The organism is Pseudogulbenkiania sp. MAI-1, from assembly GCF_000527175.1.
Classification (GTDB): domain Bacteria; phylum Pseudomonadota; class Gammaproteobacteria; order Burkholderiales; family Chromobacteriaceae; genus Pseudogulbenkiania.
Window position 1 is genome coordinate 2739837 of the sequence record NZ_AZUR01000001.1, and the last position, 21783, is coordinate 2761619.

Below are 21783 nucleotides of genomic sequence, written 5' to 3' on the forward strand. Positions count from 1 at the left end.
GGCTCGCTTGGCTGGAAGCGTGCCTTTAATAGTAGCGCAGAGGGGAAGCGGCCGTGAGAGGTGCCGGACGCCGGCGAGCTGCCGCCGGCAACCTGCCTTTGTCAGATCAACGCAACAGGAAGCCCCGGCCAATCACATCGCCGGCTTCCAGCGACCAGCTGGCCTTGCCGCTGTAGTAGGCGCGGCCGGCGACTCGCACGGTCACCGCCTCGTGCCCCGGCAACGCGACCGGTTCCTTGACCGAGGCGGTGAATCGCGCGCCAGTCAGGCTCTCGAATTCACAGCTCTCACCCATCTGCACAAGCCCCTTGGCGTGACGCAGGGCCATGCGAGCCGTCACACCGGAACCGGTCGGGCTGCGATCCACTTCGGCGTCCGCAAAGACGCAGACGTTGCGGCTGATACCGGCACTCGAGGTATCGCGGCCATCGGTGAGGATGCTGCCGTAGAGAAAGCCGAGGTCTTCTGCCGCAGGGTGGCGGACGGAAATCGTGTCGCGCACCGCTTGGGACAGCACCGAGGCAGCGTCGACCAGATCGCGGAGCCGGCCATCCAGCGAAACCCCGAGTTTTGCTGCATCGACGATGGCATAAAAGGCACCGCCGTAACCGATATCCACCGTCACCTCACCCACACCCGGCACCTTCACCGGCAGATCGAGAGCAAAAGCGAAAGCCGGTACGCTGTCGAAATGAACGGCCCCGGTCTTGCCCTCGCTGACTTCGACGTAGGCCTCGACCAGACCGCAAGGGCACTCGATGCCCACTCGGGTCAAGGGCTCGACAGCCGGCACCCGACCGGTATCCACGGCAAAGCGGGCCAATGCGATCACCGCATGGCCACACATCGTGCTGTAGCCTTCGTTATGCGTGAACAACACCGCCAGGTCGGCCCCAGGCAGCGAAGGCTGCACCAATACGGCACCGTACATGTCGTAATGGCCGCGCGGTTCGAACATCAGCAAGCGCCGCACATCATCAAGGTTCTCACTCATGAAGCGTCGCTTGGCGAGAATGTCGTTGCCCTCGATGTGATCGATCAAATTGCAGACGATCCGCACCGGTTCACCACCGGTATGCATCTCGACCGTTTCGACGACAAAGCCTTCCCATTCTTCTGTTTTCATCTCTGCCCACCTCTTCGTTGCGATGAATTGTGTGAAGCACAACGCGGCTGCCGGCCACTGTCTGGCAAAGAGAACATCGCGCTGGGCTTATAAAAAATGCCCGGTCAAGGCCGGGCAAAGAGTGACTACTCTACAGGGAAAATCAGTAAGTAACTTTTACGGGGACCCACTTGGCCTGTTTTACTTGATAAACCGTGATCGGAGCCTGTATCAGGTCGCCGCGGGCATCAAAACGGTAATTGGCGTTTACACCCTCATACGAAATCTTCTTCAGGGCGGCAGTCACCTTGCCCGGCTCCGTGCTGTTTGCTTGCTGCATGGCTTTGGCAATCAACATCACGGCGTCGTAATGTTGCGGACCGTAGGACAAGGGCAACTTGCCGTATTTTGCTTGGTACTGTTTGATGAATTCCCGTCCCTGGCTACGCTTCTCCAACACGTTGCCCGCCACCGCCGCCATGAAACCCTCGCTGTTGCTGCCGGAGAGCTTGATGAAGGTGTCGGTCTGGATCATGTCGCCGCTGAGCACCTTGGTCGACAAACTCAACTGCTTCATCTGCAGTGCCAAGGGCGCCGCCTGGCTATCCGACATGGCGACGAACAGCAGATCGGGTTTGGCGGCACGGATTGACGTCAGGATGGGGCTAAAGTTGTTCTGTCCCGGAGTGGTATATTCACGGCGGATCACTTGCGCGCCGAGGCGCTTGGCTTCGGCCTCGAATTTGTCGGCCAACCCTTGGCTATACGCAGTACGATCATCGATCATGGCAATACGCTTGGCCTTCAGTTCACTCAGCGCGTACTGCGCCATGGCCGGCCCCATACGGGTATCCACCGCACTCAGGCGGAAAGCGTTGCCATAACCCAGACTGGTATAAGTGGCGTTGACCGCCACCGAGAATTGCGGCAGCCCGGCCTGATTGATAATGCGTGCGGCGGGAATGGTGGTGCCCGAGGTAAACGGGCCAACTACCGCCTTTACCTCTTCATCCAGCAATTTTTGGGCGGCCAGGGTCGACTGCTTCGGATCTTCCTGATCGTCTTGCGACACCAGTTCGAACTGCACCTGTTTGCCGTTGATTTTCAGCGCGCTGCGGTTGAGGGTGTCGATGGCGAGCTGGGCACAGTTCTGGTTGTCCTTGCCCCAATGGGCGTCGGGCCCGGTCAGCGGACCGATGAAGCCGATCTTTACCACTTCGGCGGCAGAAGCAGCGTTGATACCGCCCAGAGCAAGCAGTGTAACGAGGAGGGTGTGTTTCATTTTTGCATCCTGATGAAGTAGATGAATCAACAAGGGGCACAGCGACAGCTTTACTTCGACTGCATTTACATCCCGCCAGAATCGCTAGCGGAAACGTCCGGGCCAGAGCTCGGTTGGAATGTCGGCCACTCCTGTCAGGTGGTCGCGCAACAGCGCACCGGTGGTTGCGGCCAGGGTCAACCCGAGGTGGCCATGGCCGCAGGCAAAGAACAGGTTTTTTACTTTCGATGAGGGGCCAATGACCGGCACGGTATCCGGAACCGAGGGGCGATTCCCCATCCATGCAGTCATTCCGTCAGTGCCCAAATCGCCCAGCATGGAACGGGCCTTATCCAGCAACAGATGCGCGCGCCGGTAATCGGGAGGGGCATCGCGATGGGCCAGTTCCACCGTCCCGGCGATACGTAAACCGCCGTTGGCCATAGGAAGAATGACGAAGCTCTCCGTGGCATTGAGCAAAAAGTGCTGCAAGACAAGACCGGCCTTTGGCAGGTTCAGGTGATAGCCACGCTCGCTTTCCAGTGGCAGGGGTTGTCCGGTTTGCTTGGCAAAGCGATCGCTCCACACGCCACTGGCGATCACCACCTGCCCGGCCCGAAGGCGCTCGCCATTCGCCAGAACGACCCCCGTCACCTGACCAGACTGTTGGCGAACAGCATCCACCGGCTGCTGGACAAATCGCCCGCCTTCACGCAAGAACTGCTGAAACAGCCCGAGACTGAAGAGGTAGGGATCGTCCACATGCGACCAATCGGGAATCAGCACGCCCTGTTGCTGCCACGGCGCTCGCAGGGCCGGCTCGATACGGCCCAGCTCCGCCGTATCGCAGCGCCGCCAGCGTACGCCAAGCTCGCCGCGCCGCTGCCAGCATGCCAGATTGGCCTGCAGCGTCCCGGCGTCGGGATAGAGTGCCAATGCGCCATGACGGCGCCAACTGTCGCCAAGACCGCTGCGCGCGATCAGCGGGGCGTAATCCTGAATGACCCGCGCCAGCAGCTTGCCCAGTTGGCGGCTCAGCGTCTCCACCCGTGCAGGCCTACTGGCCAGCACAAAACGGCTCAGCCACGGCAGCAATCCCGGAAGATAACGCCAGCGAACCGCCAGAGGCCCCAGGGGATCAAGCAGCCAGCGCGGCACCTGTCGCAGCACTCCCGGTTCGGCCAGCGGGATCACCTCGCTGATCGCCAGTGCGCCGGCATTGCCCGACGAGGTACCGGCTGCGGGCGGGTCACGATCAAGCAGCAGGACATCCATGCCGGCCAAGCGCAGTTGCAACGCAGTGGCAATGCCGACCACGCCGGCCCCCACCACGATGACATCAGCAGCGCCCTCAGCCACGACACTCATCGGTAGCTCCGCTCGAGGAATAATTGGCCAAGGCACAACGCGCCGCCGCCAAATCCCAAGCGGCGGTCCCAACGCTCTTGAAGAGGCGTGGGCGATCGGCATCGAATCGTCCGGCCACGGCATCGGCCAGCGACGACACCGTCGACCAGTCGATACCGGCCTGGATCAGATCGCCCGCTTCATGGCGCGCCCCCACCGGGTCGTCCGAGAACAGCTGGCTGCCGGCAATCGATAGCGGCCCCAATTCGGCCATGTCCGGGCGGAAAGCGCCCACCCCGATCAGCAAGCGATCGGCCCGCGCCGCTTCGTTGTAGACAGGCACCTTGCTGGTAGTCAGCATGATCACGACCTCCACCTCGTCGGCAATACGGCCAGCCTTGGGCTGGAGCACCAGGCCAAGTTCAGCGTGCTGTCGGCAAAACTCGGTAGCGGATGCCAAATCCAGGCCATGCACATCCACCCGAATGCCCGGGAACAGTTCGGCCAAGGCGTCGAGATGGCCAGACGCTTGCTTGCCGGAACCAATCAGGGCGACATGCTGGGGGGAGCGCGAATGCAAGGACTGGATCGCCAACATCGATACCGCCGCCGTACGCTGGGCGGTGACCGTCGGACCATCCAGAATCAGCAAGGGTCTGCCGTTGGCGGCGTCGTAAACACTGACCACGCCATGGATCGTGGGCAAGCCATGGTTGGTGTTGTGGGGGCAGACATTGACCAGCTTGTGCATGCCGATATCGTGGGCGGTGGCAGGCATGGACAGCAGCACCCCCTCCCCCTGCAACGGCAACACCTGGCGCTCCGGGCTGCGTATCCGCCCAGCCATGTACTCCTCTGCCGCTGCGGCGAGGGCTTGGCAAAGGAGGGAAATCGGCAGCAGGTCTTTGGTTTGACGGGCAGAAAGAACCGGCAGACTTGTGGCACTGCACATAGGGTGTCACCTCTTGAAATTGGTAAAATTAAAACCAGATAAAGGTGAACACTCATGAGTTTGGAGTAGAACCACCACCAACTGGTCGACAATCGGAACACTTGCAGCTAAAACATGTCTTAAAAATTACCAATAATCGAAGCAGCGGGCAAGCAGCACCGATCAGATACCGGCTCACCGGTCAAATTTGTCACCAATGCGCAACAAATTGGCCACAAAGGAACCAATCATGGATGCCGCCATGCAAGAGCAGAACCACTTTCAACCTCTCCCCATCTACGAGCAGGTTGCAGAACAAATTCGCAACAGCATTGCTGGAGGGGAATTCCCGCCCGAGTCGCGCCTGCCATCGGAGCGTGACCTCGCGGCGCGTTTCCGCGTCAGCCGACCGGCGGTGCGCGAAGCCATCGGTGCCTTGCAAAACCAACAGTTGGTCATGACTCGCCGGGGTTCCGGGACGTATGTGTGCGCCGATGCGCTGCAGTTGCTGCAGCAAACCAGGCCAGCCGGCGACCTTGGCCACTCGGACGACAGCCCCGTATCGACCCTGGAAGTACGGCTCATGCTGGAACCCGCCATCGCCCGCATGGCGGCACGAAGAGGTCGGCGAGATGAAAAAGCCGAGCACTATCTGGCGTTGATGAAGAACGTCAAGAACATCGACATCCAATCGCAGCAAGCACTCTGGAGTGAATGCGACCGCCTGTTCCACCGGCAGTTGGCGGTCATGACCGGAGACTCTTTGATGGTGCGTATCGCGGACGAAATTGCGAAAACGATGGAGCAACCGCTATGGCAGCGCCTGCGGGATGACGGCATTTACGACGCAGAACGCATCAGTCTCTACGTCGCGGAACACCAGTTTATTTATGAAGCCATCGTCCACGGTGATGAAGAGGCGGCGGCCTTTTACGTCGAGCAACACCTGCGAAGGGTACGCCGGGACATCTCGATGAATGATGCCCCCATGCAAAACCACAAGCTGAACGATTAACAGGCTTGGCCATCACCGCATAAAGTGCATCAGGCGCCCAGCAACTGCCGCCGGTAGCGCTCCGGCGAGCAGCCCGCCTGCTTGCGGAACATCGCGATGAAGGCCGAGGGCGTGCCGTAGCTCAGCCGCGCCGCGATCTCGTGCACCGGCCAGCCGTCCTTGAGCCACGCCAGTGCCTGCAGCAGGCGCACGCGGTTGCGCCACTGCACGAAGCTCATGCCCAGCTCACGCTGGAAGCGCCGCGCCAGCGTACGCTCGGTGCTGTGCACGCGCACGGCCCACTGTGCCAGCGTAGTGGCGTCGGCCGGGTCGAAGCGGATGGCGTGCAGGATAGGTGCCAGATGCCGATCGGCACTCTCCGGCAGGTAGCTGTCTTCCTTGCCGGCACGCACCAAGTGCTCCACCAGCAGCTCGGCCTGGCGCACGTCCCAGTCGTCCGTCATGGCCGACACGCGGCGCTGGCAGAAATCCTCCAGCAAGGCACGCACCACCGGGGTCTGCGCGATCAGACATGGCCCGGCCGGCAGGCGTGCCGCCAGTTCCTCGCTGACGTAGACCGAGGCGTATTCCATCGACAGACGCACGTAGGCCGCATGCGGCAGGTCGGCCGGCACCCATACCAGGTAATCGGCCGGCGCGGTCAGCTTCCGTCCTTCCACCTCCAGTTCGATCAGGCCCAGGCTGATGCGGTTGAGCTGGCCCCAGGGGTGCCGGTGCAGCTCGAAGCCGGTATGGGGTTCGAACTGGTCATAGCGGAAGTGAAGCGGCGCGGGTGGCGGCAACTGCAGGTCGGCGTCTCTATAGGGCAGGTCCATATTGTCGGCTTTGTCGCATCGCTTTGTCCGATTCGAATTATAAGCAGAGAATACGACACCACTAAACTGGCGGCATTCCATCCCTGGGAGCCAACCATGCCCGTGCTGTTCCCGCTGCTGGCGGTGTTGATCTGGGCCGCCAATACCGTGGTATCCAAGGCCGCTGCCACGGTGTTCGATCCCGCCGCGATTTCCTTCTACCGCTGGCTGGTGGCCGCGCTGGTGCTCACCCCGTTCTGCCTCCTTCCCTTGTGGCGCCAGCGTCGCGCCCTGATCCCGCACCTGCCGCGCTTTGCCGTGCTGTCCTTGCTGGGCATGGTGCTGTACCAGTGCCTGGCCTACTACGCCGCGCACAGCACCAGCGCCACCAACATGGGGGTGATCTGCGCGCTGATCCCGCTCCTGGGCCTGTTGCTCTCCGGCCTGGTGTTCGGCCAGCGTGTCGGCCCGTCGGCCATGCTGGGCGTGGCCTTGTCGCTCGGCGGCGTGCTCTACCTGCTGGGCCAGGGCAACCCGGCCAGCCTGCTCGCCTCCGGCGTCAACCTCGGCGACGGGCTGATCCTGATCGGCTCCACCGCCTACGCGCTGTACGGTCTGCTGCTCAAGCGCTGGGCGCCGCCGTTCGGGCCATGGCTGAACCTCTACATGCAGGTGCTGCTGGCGGTGGCGATGCTCACCCCGCTGGCGCTCAGCGCCGACAGCCTGGCCATCCCGCCGCAGGGCGTGGGCCTGGTGCTGTTCGCTGGCATCGCCTCCTCGGTGCTGGCCGCCTACTTCTGGATGCGCGGCATCGCGCGCCTGGGCAGCCAGCGCACCGCCATCTTCATGAACCTGCTGCCGCTGTTCACCGCACTGATCGCCAGCGCCACGCTGGGGGAAGCCATCCACGCCTACCACTGGCTGGGCGGCGGTCTGATCCTGCTGGGGGTGAGCCTGACGCAGGGCGCGTTCGGCACGGTGCTGAGGCGGATGCAGGCTGGCTGAACCGCCAGCGGCCCGGCCACAAAAAACCCGGAGGGCAAGTCACACGGCAAGCACGCTGGAATGGCCTACACTGAGAGGTATCCGTTTTTCCCGACGCCTCCCTCATGCCCCATATCGTCTTCGCCCCCGCCATCCAGCGACACATCGCCAGCCCGGAACGCGACGTCTCCGGGGCGACGGTGGGCGCGGCGCTGGAGGCGGTGTTCGGCATCCAGCCTGAGCTGCGCGGCTACATCCTGGACGATCAGGGACAATTGCGCCGCCACATGGCGATCTTCGTCGACGGCCGCGCCATCCGCGATCGTCAGCACTTGAGCGACCCGATCGGCCAGGACAGCCGCCTCTACGTGGTGCAGGCGCTGTCCGGCGGTTGACACAGGACCCTCCCCATGAGCGACCGACTTCTCGTTGCCACGCGCAAAGGGCTGTTCATCCTGCAACGCAGCAGTAGCGGGCAATGGCAGACGACCCAGACCCACTTCCTCGGCGAACCGGTCAGCATGGCATTGGCCGATCCGCGCGACGACACGCTGTACGCCGCGCTCAACCTCGGCCATTTCGGCGTCAAGCTGTGGCGCCGGCGTGCCGCTGCTGCGGATTGGGAGGAATGCATCGTACCGCGCTATCCGCCACAGCCGGACCCGCTGCCCGAGCCCTTGCCGGGGCAGCCACCCGCCGCACCGTGGTCAGTGCAGCAAATCTGGGCGCTGGAGGCCGGCGGCCGCGACCAGCCCGGTACGCTGTGGGCCGGCACCATCCCCGGCGGCCTGTTCCGCTCCGATGACGGCGGCGACAGCTGGGAGCTGAACCGGGCGCTGTGGGACCGTCCGGAACGCAGCGAATGGTTCGGCGGTGGCTACGACTACCCGGGCATCCACTCCATCTGCGTCGATCCGCGCGACAGCCGCCACGTCACCATCGCCGTGTCCTGCGGTGGGGTGTGGCAGAGCCATGACGACGGCGCCAGCTGGACCTGCACCAGCGCCGGCCTGCAAGCCGACTACATGCCGCCCGAGCGCTGCGAAGACCCCAACATCCAGGACCCGCACCGCATGGTGCAATGCGAGCATCGTCCCGACATGCTGTGGATCCAGCACCATAACGGCATCTTCCGCTCCACCGACGGTGGGGCCTCGTGGCAACGGCTGTACGCCCAGCCCTCCAGTTTCGGCTTTGCCGTCGCCGTGCATCCGCTGGAGCCCGACACCGCGTGGTTCGTCCCGGCCGTCAAGGACCAGTGCCGCGTACCGGTGGACGGCCGCTTCGTCGTCACTCGCACCCGCGACGGCGGCGGCAGCTTCGAGGCGCTGGACGACGGCCTGCCACCGCCCCCGGCCTACGATCTGGTGTACCGCCACGGCCTGGCCGTGGACGCCTCGGGCGAGCGCCTGGCGATGGGCTCGACCACCGGCGGCCTGTGGCTGTCCGAAAGCGGCGGCGAGAGCTGGCAGTGCCTCTCGGACCACCTGCCGCCGGTCTATTGCGTGCGCTTCGCTTGAACGTAGCGGCCTTGCTGCCCCACTACTGGCCCTCCACCCCCGATTTTCGGCCTTCCGAGGGTGATTTTTGTTGCGCCCGCCCCCTGACAGCTATACTCAATCATCGCAGCAACAAGTAACAAGAATGGTCGTGGCGCGAGGCCTGCCGTGCGAAATTTCCCCATGCGTTTACCCGCCTCCCACCGGGGCGATCGGATCGATCGGCCTGTGGGAGGTTTTCACGCTACCGGAGCCTCCAGGGCGGCTTCCCCTGCCCGCCACCGGCGCTCCCCCCACCCTCCCGCCTCCGTCCCGGCTCGACCTGCCCGCACGGCGCCCGAGCTGACGCGGCTGTCGTTCCGGCTGGCCGGCGAGCAACCCGGCTCCCCGGGGAAAACCCCGCCGGGCGATACCGGCACCCTCAACAACGGCAAATTTCATCGGCGGCGGACCCTCGTCCATACCATCCGCGTGCTGCTGGCCAATGATCGCCAGATCATCCTGTGGGGCCTCGAGAAACTGATCAACGCCGAGATACCGCGCATGAAGGTCATCGCCAAGGCCATCAGCAACGCCGAGTTGTTGAGTCTGACCGAGAAGTACCGGCCCGACGTGACCCTGCTCGAGCTCGAACTGGGCGGCGAGAACAACATCGACCTCATCCCCGATTTGCTGCGCGACGCGCACGGGCGGGTGCTGATCCTCAGCGGGACCAGCGACAAGCAGCAGCTCGACCGCGCCGTCCTCAACGGCGCGCACGGCATCCTGCGCAAGGAAGAGCCGGTGGAAGCCATCGTCAAGGCCATCGAAAGGGTGCATGAAGGCGAACTCTGGCTCGACCGGATCACCACCGGCAGCCTGTTCGGGGAGCTGTCGGGCAACAGCCCGCCCGACCCCGAGGCACAGCGGCTGGCGACGCTCACCCCCAGGGAGCTCGACATTATCGCCGCCGTCGTCAACCACCCCGGCGCCCGCACCCGCGAGCTGGCGGACCTGCTCTACCTCAGCGAGCACACGCTGCGCAACCGCCTGTCGCGGATCTACAGCAAGCTGGACGTGGCGAACCGCCTCGACCTGTTCGCTTACGCCAGTCAATGCGGACTGGGGCAATCGCCAGACAACACAGCCGGGTCGTAATATCCCACCACCTCCGGGACGTTTGTCCCGCCTTCCCCCCTTCATATTCGGTACACCTGCCCCCTGCAAAACAGGACAACCCCCTCCTGCGCCCGGCAAGATAGCCGCCTACGCTTTAAGCAAGAAAAGAAGGTCCGATACAGAGACCCCTGAATTGAGGCAAGAACCGCTATGGCGGTTGGCACCAAAAGGAGGGGGAATGTATCGGTTTTGTTTTAAAGCCGCCCCGGTTTTGCGGTATGCCGCAGCGAATACCGCAAGGGGTGCAAGGTTGTGCCGGTGGCGAGCGATCGCCAACCCAATCGGCGCAAGGAGGTTGCAGTCGGCACCTTCCCTGCCATCACGGTGGGCAGTACGGCCGTAACCGGTTCAGAGAGGAAAGGAGTTTTTCGCTATGAGCAAATCGGATCAAATGGTAGACAAGCTCGACCTGCAAATCGAAGAGCTTGAAGAGCGGATTGCCCCGACAGCAGTCGGCCAACTGGGCTATGAAGGCCAGCCGGGCAACCAAGGCAACGGCCTGCAGGGTTACGAAGGCCAGCCGGGTAACCAAGGCGGTGCCGCTCACAATCCGTGATTGACGACGCATCCGTCGGCTAAGTAGCTGTTGCAACTCCACAAAGGAACGGTACGGCCTCACGAGGCTGCCGTATCCTCTTTCGCCACCACCAGGTGCACCTGAGGCGCAGGAAGATACGAGGCAGACATCGTGAGGCCGTCTGTCGACATCAAGAAACAGCTGCATCCACCATCAAGGGGGCCGGTGATAGCGCGTTTTTTTTGCGCCAGGTTATTGGCCATGAATACGGCGACCCCACTACGCGAATCTTTCTGCGAGTATCCGCGGCTGCGTCACGATCTGCGCATCAGCGAGCAAAACACGCGCGAGGGTACCGTCTACGTCATCGGCACACCGGAGGGCGGACGCTTCTTCCGCTTCGGCGAGTCGGAATACTTCATCGCCCGTCAGCTCGACGGCGCCACCTCCCCCGAGGAAATCCGCCACCGTGCCGAGGCCCGGTTCGGCAGCGAACTGCCGGCCGAGGTGCTGGAGAAATTCCTGAGCCAGGCCCGCAGCATCGGGCTGCTGGAGGGGGAACAACCCGGTGATAATGGACCCGCCCCCGCACGCAGGCGGGTCCGCGGCGACCCGCTCTACCTGCGACTCAAGGCCATCGACCCGGACCGACAGCTGGAATGGCTGCTGCCCAAGTTCCGCTTCTGCTTCACGCGCGGCTTCGTCGTCTGCAGCGTGCTAGTGGGGCTGCTGGCGTCGGCCATCCTCGTCGGCAACGCAGCGGATGTCCGCGAGGAATTCGCCCGGCTCGACCACTTCCACGCCCTTGCCTACGCCTGGTTCGTCCTGCTGGCGACGATGGCCGGCCACGAGTACGCCCACGGCCTGGCCTGCAAGCATTTCGGCGGACAGGTGCGCGAGATGGGTTTCATGCTGATCTATTTCCAGCCGGCGGTGTACTGCAACGTCAACGATGCCTGGCTGTTCGCCGAGAAATCGAAACGGCTCTGGGTGGCGGCGGCGGGACCGTACCTGGACATGCTGCTGTGGGCGATCGCCACCGTCGTCTGGCGCGTGACGGACCCCGACAGCTGGGTCCATTTCACCGCGCTGGTGGTGATGCTCACCACCGTAGCCCGCACCCTGCTCAACCTGAACCCACTGATCAAGCTCGACGCCTATTACTTTCTCGCCGACCTGGTCGAAATCCACAATCTGCGCTTCCGCGCCTTCCGCTACCTGGGCGGACTGTGGCGCCGGCTGTGGGGGGCATCCGCCCCCACCGACACGCCGACGGCACGCGAGCGGCGCATCTTCATCGCCTACGGCGTACTCGCCGGCATCTATTCCGTCCTGCTGCTGGGCTACGTCGCCGCCTGGTTCGGCCAGTACCTCGTCGAGCGTTACCGGGGACTGGGTTTTCTGATCTTTATGGGACTGCTCATCATGATATTCAGGCATCCTCTCAAGCAGTCGCTGCACGTGCTGCCCGAGCGCCTGCGCTCGGGGCTCGCCGGCTCCGACTCGACGAAGCGGCGGACCCGCATCGCGGTGCTCGCCCTCCTGGCCCTGATCGCCGTGCTGCCGGTGCCGATGATGGTATCCGGCAACTTCGCCGTGCTGCCGACCCAGAACGCCGACATCCGCCCCGACGTGGACGGTGTCATCGAAGCGATCTACGTCAAGGAAGGCGACCGGGTCGGGAAAGGCGCGCTGATCGCCCGGCTGTCCAACCGCGACCGCCAGGCCGCGCTCGACCAGCTCGACGCGGCGATCCTGGAACGGCAGGCCAAACTGAAAATGCTGCGCCTCGGCGCCCGCAGCGAAGACATCGCACTGCTGCGCCAGCGGCTGGCCACCGCCAGTACGCGCGAACTAGAGACGAAACGGCTCTATGCCGAAGAGGTGCAACTACATGCGGCACGCCTGGCCGCCGCCCAGGCCGGCGCCAGCAAAGCCGCGGAGCAGCTCAAGTTCGCCGAAGAGAAATTCGTGCAGATGAAGCCACTGGAGGGCAGTGGTGCCATCTCGCCGCTGGAACTCAAGGAAGCCGAATCGGACGCCGTGATCCGGCGCAAGACATTGGAAGAAGCCCAGGCCACGCTGCAATACGTACGCTCCCAGAACCTGGAGGAGCGCCGTAAGGACATGGCGCTGGCCGCGGCCGGCCGCCAGGAGGCGGAGCGTGAACTGCAGCGCCTGCAGGCCGGCAGCCGCCCGGAAGAGATAGAGGCCGCCGAAGCCGAGGTCGCCAGCCTCGAGGCGCGGCGCGCCAATCTGCGCGACCAGATCCAGCGCGCGGAGATCCGCGCCCCCCACGCCGGCGTGATCACCACGCCCCGGCTGGAAGAGATGGTCGGCCAGCATGTCTTCAAAGGCGGGCTGATCGCCAAGGTCCACGACCTGCACAAGGTGACCGCCGAGATCTCGGTGCCCGAGCTCGACATCGCCGACGTGCGGGTCGGCCAGCCGGTGCGGCTCAAGGCCCGCGCCTTCGCCGGCGAAACCTTCGAGGGCACAGTGACCGGCATCTCGCCCGCCACCGCCGCATCCGACCGCCCCTCGGGCTCCAAGGTCGTGCGCGTCCGGACAGTGATCGACAACGCCGGCGGCCTGCTCAAGTCCGACATGACGGGAGTCGCCAAGATCGAAGCCGACGACCGGCCGCTGATCGCGGTGCTGGGGCACGACCTGATCAGCACGCTAAGGGTCGAATTCTGGTCATGGTGGTAAGCCGCCCCGCATTCATCCAGGAGCCCCACATGAGCACCGCCACCGCTTCCCCGCCCGCCGGCACGGAAGAACGCCCCGCCGATGCGCCCCACAGGCAAGTCAAAGTCGGCGTGATGCCGCTGTTCTCGAGCTGGGTCTACCTCTGCGAAGACGGGCCGCGCAACCTGAACGGCCCGCTGGAAGAGCTCGCCCACCGCCTGATGCAGGACGAACGCAACGCCGGCCACCGCACCAACGCCGGGGGCTGGCACTACGCTGACGACCTGTTCCGGCTGGACGAGCCGGTGGTCGAGGCGTTCCGCGGTTACATGGAACAGCACGTGCAGGCCTTTCTCAACCACTTCCGCCCGCCGGAGCGCAAGAAGCAGGACCGCTTCCGGCTGGAAGGCTGGATCAACGTCAACCGGGCGGGCGACTACAACGTGCTGCACTGCCATCCGGGCAGTTTTCTCTCGGCCGTCTACTACGTGCGCGTCCCGCAGCCGATGCAGGGTGGCGAGATCGTGTTCCGCGACCCGCGCGGCCCGGCCGTGGCGATGTACGAGACGCCCGGCATCGAGCTGCCGTGGGTCGGCAGCGGCACCGGCGTGCCGTTTTCACCCGCCACCGGCCAGCTGCTGTTGTTCCCGGCCTGGCTCGAACACCGCGTCGCGCCATTCGAGGGCGTCGGCGAGCGCATCTCGATCGCCTTCAACGCCACCAATCCCTGAACCCGGCACCCCTCACGGCCGGCCGGGCCAACAATTCGCCGCCCCCGCGCTGACAGGCGGGGGACAAACCCCGTAAAATGACGGTCTGATCCCAAAGAACCAGGAAGGACCGCCATGGCCAAATCCGCCAAGGCCCCGGCCAGCTTCGAAGCCTCGCTGGCCCAGCTGGAGGACATCATCCAGGCAATGGAAAGCGGCGACATGCCGCTGGAGACCGCCCTCACCTCGTACAAGCAGGGCGTCGAACTGATCAAGTTCTGCCAGGCCAAGCTGGCCGACGCCGAGCAGCAGCTGAAAATCCTCGAAAACAACGAACTCAAAACGCTGGATCTGCCGAATGGCCAATGACGACTTCATCGGCTGGATGACCGGCATCCAGCAAACCATGGAAGACGCGCTCGCGCGCTTCCTGCCCAACCCCGACACGGCGCCGCAGCGCCTGCACGAGGCGATGCGCTACAGCACGCTGGACGGCGGCAAGCGCGTGCGACCGCTCCTGGTGCACGCCGCCGGCGAACTGGTTGGCGCCCAGCCCGAGCACCTCGCGCGCATCGGCGCGGCGGTGGAGATGATCCACGCCTACTCGCTGGTGCACGACGACATGCCGTGCATGGACGATGACGTGCTGCGCCGTGGCAAGCCGACCTGTCACGTGGCCTTCGACGAGGCCACCGCCCTCCTGGTCGGCGACGCGCTGCAGACGCTGGCTTTCGACGTCATCGCCACCCCGATGGACGGCGTGGCGCCCACCGCCCAGCTGGAGATGGTGCGCACGCTGGCGCGCGCCTCGGGCCACGGCGGCATGGCCGGCGGCCAGGCCATCGATCTGGCCAGCGTCGGCCAGACGCTGTCGCTGCCCGAGCTGGAATACATGCACTGCCTCAAGACCGGCGCACTGATCCGCGCCGCGGTGCTGCTGGGCGCGCTGGCCGGCAAGCCGCTCTCGGCCGACGAAACCGAGCGGCTCGACCACTTCGCCAAGCGCATCGGGCTTGCCTTCCAGGTGGTCGACGACGTGCTCGACGTCGACGCCGACACTGCCACGCTCGGCAAGACCGCCGGCAAGGACGCCGCCAACGACAAGCCGACCTACGTCAGCCTGATGGGCCTGTCCGAAGCGCGCGCCTTCGCCCGCGAGCTGCGCGACGAAGCCTTCGCCGCGCTGGACAGTTTCGGCCCCGGCGCCCAACGACTCAAGGACCTGGCCGACTACATCGTCGCCCGCTCCTTCTAAATCTGCACACACGCAAACACACAATGTATCCGCTGCTCGACACGATCAACTATCCGGCCGACCTCAAGCGCCTGGCGCGCCATGAACTGCCGCAACTGGCCGGCGAACTGCGCCAGTTCCTGGTGGAGTCGGTGAGCAAGACCGGCGGTCACTTCGCTTCCAACCTCGGCAGCATCGAACTGACCATCGCCCTGCACTACGTCTTCGACACCCCGCACGACCGCCTGGTATGGGACGTGGGCCACCAGACCTACCCGCACAAGATTCTCACCGGACGCCGCCACCGGATGCACACCATGCGCCAGAAGGGCGGCCTGGCCGGCTTCCCCAAGCGTGAGGAGTCGGAATACGACACCTTCGGCGTCGGCCACTCGTCCACCTCGATCAGCGCCGCGCTCGGCATGGCGGCGGCGGCCAAGGCGCAGGGTATCGAGCGCAAGAGCGTGGCCATCATCGGCGACGGCGCGATGACCGCCGGCCAGGCCTTCGAGGCGCTCAACAACGCCGGGGCGATGGATCTCGACCTGTTGGTGATCCTCAACGACAACGACATGTCGATCTCGCCCAACGTCGGCGCGCTCAACAACTACCTGGCCAAGCTGATGTCCGGGCGCTTCTACGCCGCGATGAAACAGGGCTCGAACAAGGTGCTGGGCATCGCCCCGCCGCTGCGCGAGATCGCCAGCAAGGTCGAAGAGCACGTCAAGGGCATGTTCACGCCGGGCACGCTGTTCGAGGAGTTCGGCTTCAACTACATCGGCCCGATCGACGGCCACGACCTCGACGTGCTGGTCGACACCCTAAAGAACATCAAGAGCCTGAAAGGCCCGCAGTTCCTGCACATCGTCACCAAGAAGGGCCAGGGCTACAAGCTCGCCGAAAACGACCCGGTGGCCTACCACGGCGTGTCCAAGTTCGATCCGGCCAACGGCCTCGCGGGCGGCAAATCGGGCAGCAAACCCAGCTACACCCAGATCTTCGGCGACTGGATCTGCGACATGGCCAAGCGCGACACGCGGCTGGTCGGCATCACCCCGGCCATGCGCGAAGGCTCCGGCCTGGTGCGCTTCGAACAGGAACACCCGGAGCGCTACTTCGACGTCGCCATCGCCGAACAGCACGCCGTCACCTTCGCCGCCGGCCTCGCCTGTGACGGCATGAAGCCGGTGGTGGCGATCTACTCCACCTTCCTGCAGCGCGGCTATGACCAGCTGATCCACGACGTGGCGCTGCAGAACCTGCCGGTGGTGTTCGCCATCGACCGCGCCGGCCTGGTCGGCGCCGACGGCCCGACCCACGCCGGCGCCTTCGACATCTCCTACCTGCGCTGCATTCCCAACATGACGGTGATGGCGCCGTCGGACGAGAACGAATGCCGCCAGATGCTGTACACCGCGTTCACGCTGGACACCCCGACCGCCGTGCGCTACCCGCGCGGCACCGGCCCGGGCGCCCACGTGCAGCACGAGATGAGTACGCTGCCGATCGGGCGCGGCCACATCCGCCGCCAAGGGCACGGCAAGGTGGCCATCCTCGCCTTCGGCAGCATGGTGACGCCGGCCTTGCAGGCCGCCGAGGCGTTCGACGCCACCGTGGCCGACATGCGTTTCGTCAAGCCGCTGGACACCGAGCTGATCAAAACCCTGGCCGACAGCCACGAGCTGATCGTCACGGTCGAGGAAAACGTCGTCATGGGCGGCGCCGGCGCGGCCTGTCTCGAGGCCATGCAGGACATGGGCATCACCACCCCAACCTTGCTGCTCGGCCTGCCCGACGACTATGTTGAACATGGAGACCCGAACCTGCTGCTGGCCGACTGCGGGCTGGACGCGAAAGGCATCGAGAACCGCATCGCGGCTCGCCTGGCGGCACAATAAACAAACAAGGAGCCGGCATGAGCGGCCTCGGCCTGGAAGAATGGCTGAACCTGGAGGGCACCCCCTTCGAGCCGTTGTCGCTGTTCGTGACCAGCCTCGCCATCGGCCTGCTGCTGGGCGTCGAGCGCGAACGCAAGCAGCATCCGCTGGCCGGCATCCGCACCTTTCCACTGGCCGCCATGCTGGGCACCCTGATCGCCATGCTGGCGCAGACGACCGTCAGTCCAGTACTGATCGCGGTCGGTTTGGTCGGCATCATCGCCTTGGGCTTCTTGCCGGAGGGCCACCAGGAAGCCGAAGTGCAGGAGCCCCGCACCACCACGCTGGTGAGCCTGATGCTGGCCTACGGGCTGGGTGTGCTGGTGTGGTACCGGCAAAGCGAGCTGGCCATCGCCACGGCCATCCTCGCCACGGCCCTGCTCTACCTCAAACCCGAACTGACCGGCATGGCGCACAAGCTGGAACGACGCGATCTCTTGTCGCTGCTGCAGTTCGCCACGCTGACCTTTATCATCCTGCCGATATTGCCCGACCGTGCCATGGGACCCTATCTGGCGCTCAATCCGCACAAAATCTGGCTGATGGTGGTGCTGATCGTCGGAGTCAGCCTGTCCGGTTATCTTGCAGTACGACTACTTGGCGAACGCGCCAGTGGCCCCCTGCTGGGCCTGTTGGGTGGACTGGTGTCCTCCACCGCCACCAGCCTGGTCTACGCCCGCGAAGCACGTAGCAATCCCGGCTCGCTCGGTTTTGCCACCTCGGTCATCCTGCTCGCCAACATCGTGCTGTTCATGCGGCTGACCGTGCTGGCGGCCATTATCATGCCTGCCGCACTAGGGCCCGTAGCCCTGGTGATGCTGCCAGCACTGGCACTGGGCCTGATCACCACCGTCATCCGCTTCCGCCACGACCAGACCCGGGAGTCCCGCCCGGAATTGACCCTGTCCAACCCCACCGAACTGAAACTGGCGCTCGGTTTTGCCGCGATGTTTGCCGTGGTGATGTTCTGCTCGGCCTGGCTGAACGACCTCTTCGGCAGCAAGGGGGTGTATGCGGTGGCACTGATCTCGGGCATCAACGACGTGGACCCGATCACGCTGACCGTGCTCAACCTGTTTGGCGAGAATCGCCTCGGCATCAGCCAGGTGGTCAACAGCGTGGTGCTGGCGGTGCTCGCCAACAACATGTTCAAGTACGGCCTGATCGCCAGCCTGGGCGGGCGCACCCTCGCCTGGCGCTGCCTGCCGACCTTCATCGCCTCGATCGCGGGTATGATCGGAGGATTGCTGATCAGTGCCGCCGGCGGAAGTTGATGCGAATGATATCCGACTTCTTTACTCAACTATTACTCCGGCGTTATACTGCCCGAGTACCCACCCAGTGTGTTACACAATAACGCCAATGAACCAAACCGCCATCCCTGACGTGCAAAGCTCGCACGATAGCCGCAACATTCCCATCAACAAGGTGGGCATCAAATCCATCCGCCACCCCATCAAGGTAGCCGAGCGCGACAACGGCGTGCAGCATACCGTCGGCCTGTTCAACATGTACGTGCACCTGCCGGCCCACTTCAAGGGCACGCACATGTCGCGCTTCGTGGAGATCCTCAACCACCATGAACGCGAGATCTCGGTGTCCTCGTTCGAGACCATCGTGCGCGAGATGGTGCAACGCCTCGAGGCCGTATCCGGCTACGTCGAGATGAGCTTCCCCTATTTCGTCAACAAGGTCGCCCCGGTCTCCGGCGTGCAAAGCCTGCTGGACTACGAAGTGACCTACGTTGGCGAACTGCGCGACGGCCAGTACCACTTCACCATGAAGGTCGTGGTGCCGGTCACCAGCCTGTGCCCCTGTTCCAAGAAGATTTCCCAGTACGGCGCGCACAACCAGCGCTCGCACGTCACGCTGACCGCCAGCACCCACGAGCACGTCTGGATCGAGGAACTGATCGACATCGCCGAAGACCAGGCCTCGTGCGAACTCTACGGCCTGCTCAAGCGCCCGGACGAGAAGTTCGTCACCGAACGCGCCTACGAGAACCCGAAGTTCGTCGAGGACATGGTGCGCGACGTCGCCGCCGCCATGGACCGCGACGAGCGCATCCACGCCTACGTGGTGGAATCGGAAAACTTCGAGTCGATCCACAACCACTCGGCCTACGCGCTGATCGAACGCGACAAGCGGAAGGGCTGAGTCTCTGTGCTCTCCGAAAAAGCGGCATCCGTGGGATGCCGCTTTTTCGTTCGTGCGTTTCCTTAAGCCCGAATGCCGTCTAAGAACCTGTTCACGATCTGTCGCGAGCGGCCCTCAGCGGGGTGAAGAGCAGCGCAGAAACCGGAATGTACACACACAGTACATGAGGATTTCCGATCGCTGAGCGAATCAATAGATTCGCACGCAGTGCGCATGAGCCCCGATCAGGGACGCGCAGCAAGATCGTGAACAGGTTCTAAGCTATCGAGTAACTTACAGTACTCGCTGGCCGGAAAGCTGTGGCGTGCGCCAAATGTGACGATGTCTTTCTCCACGATTTCCTTGATGTTTTTGCTTAGCCCCTGATTCGTGTCAGATAATTCCAGTGATGGCTGCGCTATCATACGGGATCTGTTTCCCCCGATGACGCTAGTGCAGAATAGGTCTGCCGCGGAACCCAGGCCATCCGCCGTGGTCTTTCCGCCAGCCCCTGGAACAACGCCGTTGATAATGACCGAGACCCGCCCCCCCTCCCTCTGGCGCCGCCTGGCCCTGCTGCTGGCGTTCCTGTGCGCCTCGTCACTCGCCCTGGCCGTCTCCCCGGAAGAATTGCTGCCGCCGGAGAAAGCCTTCCCCGCCCGCGTCGAACAAGACGGCAACCAATTGCGGGTCACCTTCGACATCGCCGACGGCTACTATCTCTACCGCGACCGCACCAAGATCGTCTCCGACCCGGCCGGGCAGATCGGCGATCCGGCCTTCCCGCCCGCCGACGAGAAGAACGACCCATTCTTCGGCAAGCAGAGCGTGTACCACAAGCAAATCCACATCGCCGTGCCGCTCAAGACAGCCACGGCGGACGGACTCAAGCTCCAGGTGACGGCCCAGGGCTGCGCCGACGTCGGCGTCTGCTACCCGCCGTTCACCCAGACGCTGAGCGTGGGCGGAGCCACCTCGGCCCTGTCAGACTGGCTGAAGCCCGCGGCGGCCACCACCGCCGGTCAGGACGACAGCGCCCGGCTGGCCGGCCAGGGCTGGCTGGCGACGCTGGGCACCTTCTTCCTGGCCGGGCTTGGCATGGCGTTCACCGCCTGCATGTACCCGCTCTTGCCCATCGTCTCGTCGCTGATCGCCGGCCAGGGCCACACCCTGACCCGCCGCCGCGGCTTCCAGCTGTCGCTGACCTACGTGCAGGGCTTGGCGCTGACCTATACCGCCGTCGGCGTGGTGGCCGGCCTGACCGGCTCGCTGCTCACGGTATGGCTGCAGCAGCCGGCCGTGGTGCTGTCGGCCAGCGCGCTGCTGGTGATCTTCGCGCTGTCGATGTTCGACATCTTTTCGATCCAGCTCCCGAGCAGCTGGCAGACCCGCCTGAGCGAGACCTCCAACCGCCTGAGCGGCGGCAAGGTGGCCACGGTCTTCGGCATGGGCACGCTGTCCGCGCTGATCATCGGCCCCTGCGTGGCACCGCCGCTGGCGCTGGCGCTGGGCTATATCGGCAGCACCGGCGACGCGCTGCTAGGCGGCGTGGCGCTGTACGCCATGGCGCTGGGCCTGGGCCTGCCGCTGATTCTGATCGGCACCTACGGCGGTCACATCCTGCCGCGCGCCGGGGCCTGGATGCGCGGCGTCAAGGGCATCTTCGGCGTCGTGATGCTGGCCCTGGCGATCTGGCTCGCCACGCCGTTCCTGTCCGGCACGCTGGTGATGCTGCTGTGGGCCGCGCTGTGCATCGGCTCGGCGGTGTTCCTCAAGACCTTCGAAAACCTCACCGGCAACGCCCACCCGGTCGCCAAGATCGGCAAGGCGATCGGGCTGGCGCTGTTCCTGATCGGCGCGGCCCAGCTGCTGGGCGTGCTGGGCGGCGAAACCAACCCACGCTATCCGCTGAAATGGCTGGCCGGCACCAGCGCCCAGGCGCGCAGCACGGCGCCCGCCTTCCAACCGGTCAACAACGTGGCCGAGCTCGAGCAGCGGCTGGCCGCCGCCGGCGGCAAACCGGTCCTGCTCGACTTCTATGCCGACTGGTGCATCTCCTGCAAGGAGATGGAGGAATACACCTTCGGCAACGCCCGCGTCGCCGATCAGATGGGCCGCTTCACGCTGCTGCGCGCCGACGTCACCGCCAACAGCGCCGAGCACCAGGCGCTGCTCAAGCGCTTTGGCCTGTTCGGCCCGCCCGGCATCATCCTGTTCGACGGACAAGCCCGCGAGGTAGACCGCGTCATCGGCTTCATGGAGGCCGAGCCGTTCCTGGTGAGACTGCAAAAGCTGGCGCGCTGAGACCCTGCTCACGCTCCTCATGCACTGCCCAGCAACGTAGGGTGGGTGGAGGCACTATTCCTTCGCGACACTACGCTTGCCTCGCTCAGCCAGTGCCGTAACCCATCGGAACGAATGGGTTCTGCTGCGCGTCACCCATCCTATGAACCACTCGCGACAG

General features: G+C 64.5%; 19 protein-coding genes. 14 read left to right on the forward strand and 5 right to left on the reverse strand.

Translation table 11 applies throughout. The features are described 5' to 3' along the window. Window positions 1–106: 106 nt before the first annotated feature. The 4 genes from PSEMAI1_RS0112695 to lhpI all read right to left on the reverse strand — a co-directional run bounded on the left by PSEMAI1_RS0112695 (window position 107) and on the right by lhpI (window position 4665). Window positions 107–1126: a proline racemase family protein gene (locus tag PSEMAI1_RS0112695; RefSeq protein ID WP_024303233.1), complete on the reverse strand. Its 1020-nt coding sequence runs from the start codon at window positions 1124–1126 to the stop codon at window positions 107–109. A gap of 142 nt (window positions 1127–1268) precedes the next feature. After that, window positions 1269–2387: a branched-chain amino acid ABC transporter substrate-binding protein gene (locus tag PSEMAI1_RS0112700; protein ID WP_024303234.1), complete on the reverse strand. Its 1119-nt coding sequence runs from the start codon at window positions 2385–2387 to the stop codon at window positions 1269–1271. Between the two features lie 84 nt (window positions 2388–2471). Further along, window positions 2472–3734 (reverse strand): FAD-binding oxidoreductase, encoded by a 1263-nt coding sequence (locus PSEMAI1_RS0112705; RefSeq protein WP_024303235.1) that lies wholly within the window; start codon window positions 3732–3734, stop codon window positions 2472–2474. Beyond that, window positions 3718–4665 carry a bifunctional Delta(1)-pyrroline-2-carboxylate/Delta(1)-piperideine-2-carboxylate reductase gene (gene lhpI, locus PSEMAI1_RS0112710; RefSeq protein ID WP_024303236.1) on the reverse strand — a complete coding sequence of 316 codons (948 nt, stop codon included), beginning with the start codon at window positions 4663–4665 and terminating at the stop codon, window positions 3718–3720. Before lhpI ends, PSEMAI1_RS0112705 begins: the two co-directional genes overlap by 17 nt. 229 nt (window positions 4666–4894) lie before the next feature. On the opposite strand from lhpI, the gene PSEMAI1_RS0112715 reads away from it, so the two are divergent. Further along, the gene (locus PSEMAI1_RS0112715) at window positions 4895–5659 is read left to right on the forward strand and encodes a FadR/GntR family transcriptional regulator (protein ID WP_232219908.1); all 765 of its coding nucleotides are present in this window, start codon (window positions 4895–4897) and stop codon (window positions 5657–5659) included. A gap of 29 nt (window positions 5660–5688) precedes the next feature. On the opposite strand, the gene PSEMAI1_RS0112720 is transcribed toward PSEMAI1_RS0112715, so the two are convergent. Continuing rightward, on the reverse strand, window positions 5689–6474 hold the full coding sequence (locus tag PSEMAI1_RS0112720; protein WP_024303238.1) for a helix-turn-helix transcriptional regulator: 786 nt from the start codon (window positions 6472–6474) through the stop codon (window positions 5689–5691). A gap of 96 nt (window positions 6475–6570) precedes the next feature. Here PSEMAI1_RS0112720 and PSEMAI1_RS0112725 point away from each other — a divergent pair, with 96 nt between their 5' ends. The 13 genes from PSEMAI1_RS0112725 (at window position 6571) to dsbD (ending at window position 21623) form a co-directional block, all read left to right on the forward strand. Continuing rightward, complete coding sequence (locus tag PSEMAI1_RS0112725; RefSeq protein ID WP_024303239.1) at window positions 6571–7458, forward strand: DMT family transporter; 888 nt, start codon at window positions 6571–6573, stop codon at window positions 7456–7458. A 104-nt stretch (window positions 7459–7562) separates the two neighbouring features. Further along, the gene (locus PSEMAI1_RS0112730; protein WP_024303240.1) at window positions 7563–7832 is read left to right on the forward strand and encodes a MoaD/ThiS family protein; all 270 of its coding nucleotides are present in this window, start codon (window positions 7563–7565) and stop codon (window positions 7830–7832) included. Window positions 7833–7847: 15 nt separating this feature from the next. Then, a complete protein-coding gene (locus tag PSEMAI1_RS0112735; protein ID WP_024303241.1) occupies window positions 7848–8957 on the forward strand; it encodes a sialidase in 1110 nt (369 codons plus the stop codon). Window positions 8958–9164: 207 nt separating this feature from the next. Continuing rightward, entirely contained in the window at window positions 9165–10073 is a 909-nt protein-coding gene (locus tag PSEMAI1_RS0112740) for a response regulator transcription factor (protein ID WP_198019617.1), read from the forward strand. Between the two features lie 394 nt (window positions 10074–10467). Continuing rightward, complete coding sequence (locus PSEMAI1_RS0112745) at window positions 10468–10650, forward strand: hypothetical protein (RefSeq protein ID WP_024303243.1); 183 nt, start codon at window positions 10468–10470, stop codon at window positions 10648–10650. Window positions 10651–10872: 222 nt separating this feature from the next. Next, complete coding sequence (locus PSEMAI1_RS0112750) at window positions 10873–13323, forward strand: efflux RND transporter periplasmic adaptor subunit (protein WP_024303244.1); 2451 nt, start codon at window positions 10873–10875, stop codon at window positions 13321–13323. A 29-nt stretch (window positions 13324–13352) separates the two neighbouring features. After that, the gene (locus PSEMAI1_RS20945) at window positions 13353–14033 is read left to right on the forward strand and encodes a TIGR02466 family protein (protein ID WP_024303245.1); all 681 of its coding nucleotides are present in this window, start codon (window positions 13353–13355) and stop codon (window positions 14031–14033) included. A gap of 114 nt (window positions 14034–14147) precedes the next feature. Further along, the gene (locus PSEMAI1_RS0112760; protein ID WP_024303246.1) at window positions 14148–14381 is read left to right on the forward strand and encodes an exodeoxyribonuclease VII small subunit; all 234 of its coding nucleotides are present in this window, start codon (window positions 14148–14150) and stop codon (window positions 14379–14381) included. Continuing rightward, on the forward strand, window positions 14371–15267 hold the full coding sequence (locus PSEMAI1_RS0112765; RefSeq protein ID WP_024303247.1) for a polyprenyl synthetase family protein: 897 nt from the start codon (window positions 14371–14373) through the stop codon (window positions 15265–15267). Before PSEMAI1_RS0112760 ends, PSEMAI1_RS0112765 begins: the two co-directional genes overlap by 11 nt. A 23-nt stretch (window positions 15268–15290) precedes the next feature. Continuing rightward, window positions 15291–17144: a 1-deoxy-D-xylulose-5-phosphate synthase gene (dxs, locus tag PSEMAI1_RS0112770; RefSeq protein ID WP_024303248.1), complete on the forward strand. Its 1854-nt coding sequence runs from the start codon at window positions 15291–15293 to the stop codon at window positions 17142–17144. A gap of 17 nt (window positions 17145–17161) precedes the next feature. Continuing rightward, the gene (locus PSEMAI1_RS0112775; protein ID WP_024303249.1) at window positions 17162–18457 is read left to right on the forward strand and encodes an MgtC/SapB family protein; all 1296 of its coding nucleotides are present in this window, start codon (window positions 17162–17164) and stop codon (window positions 18455–18457) included. Window positions 18458–18545: 88 nt separating this feature from the next. Continuing rightward, on the forward strand, window positions 18546–19340 hold the full coding sequence (folE2, locus tag PSEMAI1_RS0112780; protein ID WP_024303250.1) for a GTP cyclohydrolase FolE2: 795 nt from the start codon (window positions 18546–18548) through the stop codon (window positions 19338–19340). 510 nt (window positions 19341–19850) lie between these two features. Continuing rightward, window positions 19851–21623: a protein-disulfide reductase DsbD gene (gene dsbD / locus PSEMAI1_RS0112785; protein WP_029770701.1), complete on the forward strand. Its 1773-nt coding sequence runs from the start codon at window positions 19851–19853 to the stop codon at window positions 21621–21623. Window positions 21624–21783: the final 160 nt, after the last annotated feature.

What these genes read in the sequence shown, in the direction of transcription:
- PSEMAI1_RS0112705 (WP_024303235.1), bottom strand. Translation starts at nt 3,734, where the DNA reads ATGAGTGTCGTGGCTGAGGGCGCTGCTGATGTCATCGTGGTGGGGGCC.
- PSEMAI1_RS0112765 (WP_024303247.1), top strand. Translation starts at nt 14,371, where the DNA reads ATGGCCAATGACGACTTCATCGGCTGGATGACCGGCATCCAGCAAACC.
- PSEMAI1_RS0112760 (WP_024303246.1), top strand. Translation starts at nt 14,148, where the DNA reads ATGGCCAAATCCGCCAAGGCCCCGGCCAGCTTCGAAGCCTCGCTGGCC.
- PSEMAI1_RS20945 (WP_024303245.1), top strand. Translation starts at nt 13,353, where the DNA reads ATGAGCACCGCCACCGCTTCCCCGCCCGCCGGCACGGAAGAACGCCCC.
- PSEMAI1_RS0112745 (WP_024303243.1), top strand. Translation starts at nt 10,468, where the DNA reads ATGAGCAAATCGGATCAAATGGTAGACAAGCTCGACCTGCAAATCGAA.
- PSEMAI1_RS0112720 (WP_024303238.1), bottom strand. Translation starts at nt 6,474, where the DNA reads ATGGACCTGCCCTATAGAGACGCCGACCTGCAGTTGCCGCCACCCGCG.
- PSEMAI1_RS0112700 (WP_024303234.1), bottom strand. Translation starts at nt 2,387, where the DNA reads ATGAAACACACCCTCCTCGTTACACTGCTTGCTCTGGGCGGTATCAAC.
- PSEMAI1_RS0112775 (WP_024303249.1), top strand. Translation starts at nt 17,162, where the DNA reads ATGAGCGGCCTCGGCCTGGAAGAATGGCTGAACCTGGAGGGCACCCCC.
- lhpI (WP_024303236.1), bottom strand. Translation starts at nt 4,665, where the DNA reads ATGTGCAGTGCCACAAGTCTGCCGGTTCTTTCTGCCCGTCAAACCAAA.
- dsbD (WP_029770701.1), top strand. Translation starts at nt 19,851, where the DNA reads ATGACCGAGACCCGCCCCCCCTCCCTCTGGCGCCGCCTGGCCCTGCTG.
- PSEMAI1_RS0112735 (WP_024303241.1), top strand. Translation starts at nt 7,848, where the DNA reads ATGAGCGACCGACTTCTCGTTGCCACGCGCAAAGGGCTGTTCATCCTG.
- PSEMAI1_RS0112715 (WP_232219908.1), top strand. Translation starts at nt 4,895, where the DNA reads ATGGATGCCGCCATGCAAGAGCAGAACCACTTTCAACCTCTCCCCATC.
- dxs (WP_024303248.1), top strand. Translation starts at nt 15,291, where the DNA reads ATGTATCCGCTGCTCGACACGATCAACTATCCGGCCGACCTCAAGCGC.
- PSEMAI1_RS0112750 (WP_024303244.1), top strand. Translation starts at nt 10,873, where the DNA reads ATGAATACGGCGACCCCACTACGCGAATCTTTCTGCGAGTATCCGCGG.
- PSEMAI1_RS0112725 (WP_024303239.1), top strand. Translation starts at nt 6,571, where the DNA reads ATGCCCGTGCTGTTCCCGCTGCTGGCGGTGTTGATCTGGGCCGCCAAT.
- folE2 (WP_024303250.1), top strand. Translation starts at nt 18,546, where the DNA reads ATGAACCAAACCGCCATCCCTGACGTGCAAAGCTCGCACGATAGCCGC.
- PSEMAI1_RS0112730 (WP_024303240.1), top strand. Translation starts at nt 7,563, where the DNA reads ATGCCCCATATCGTCTTCGCCCCCGCCATCCAGCGACACATCGCCAGC.
- PSEMAI1_RS0112695 (WP_024303233.1), bottom strand. Translation starts at nt 1,126, where the DNA reads ATGAAAACAGAAGAATGGGAAGGCTTTGTCGTCGAAACGGTCGAGATG.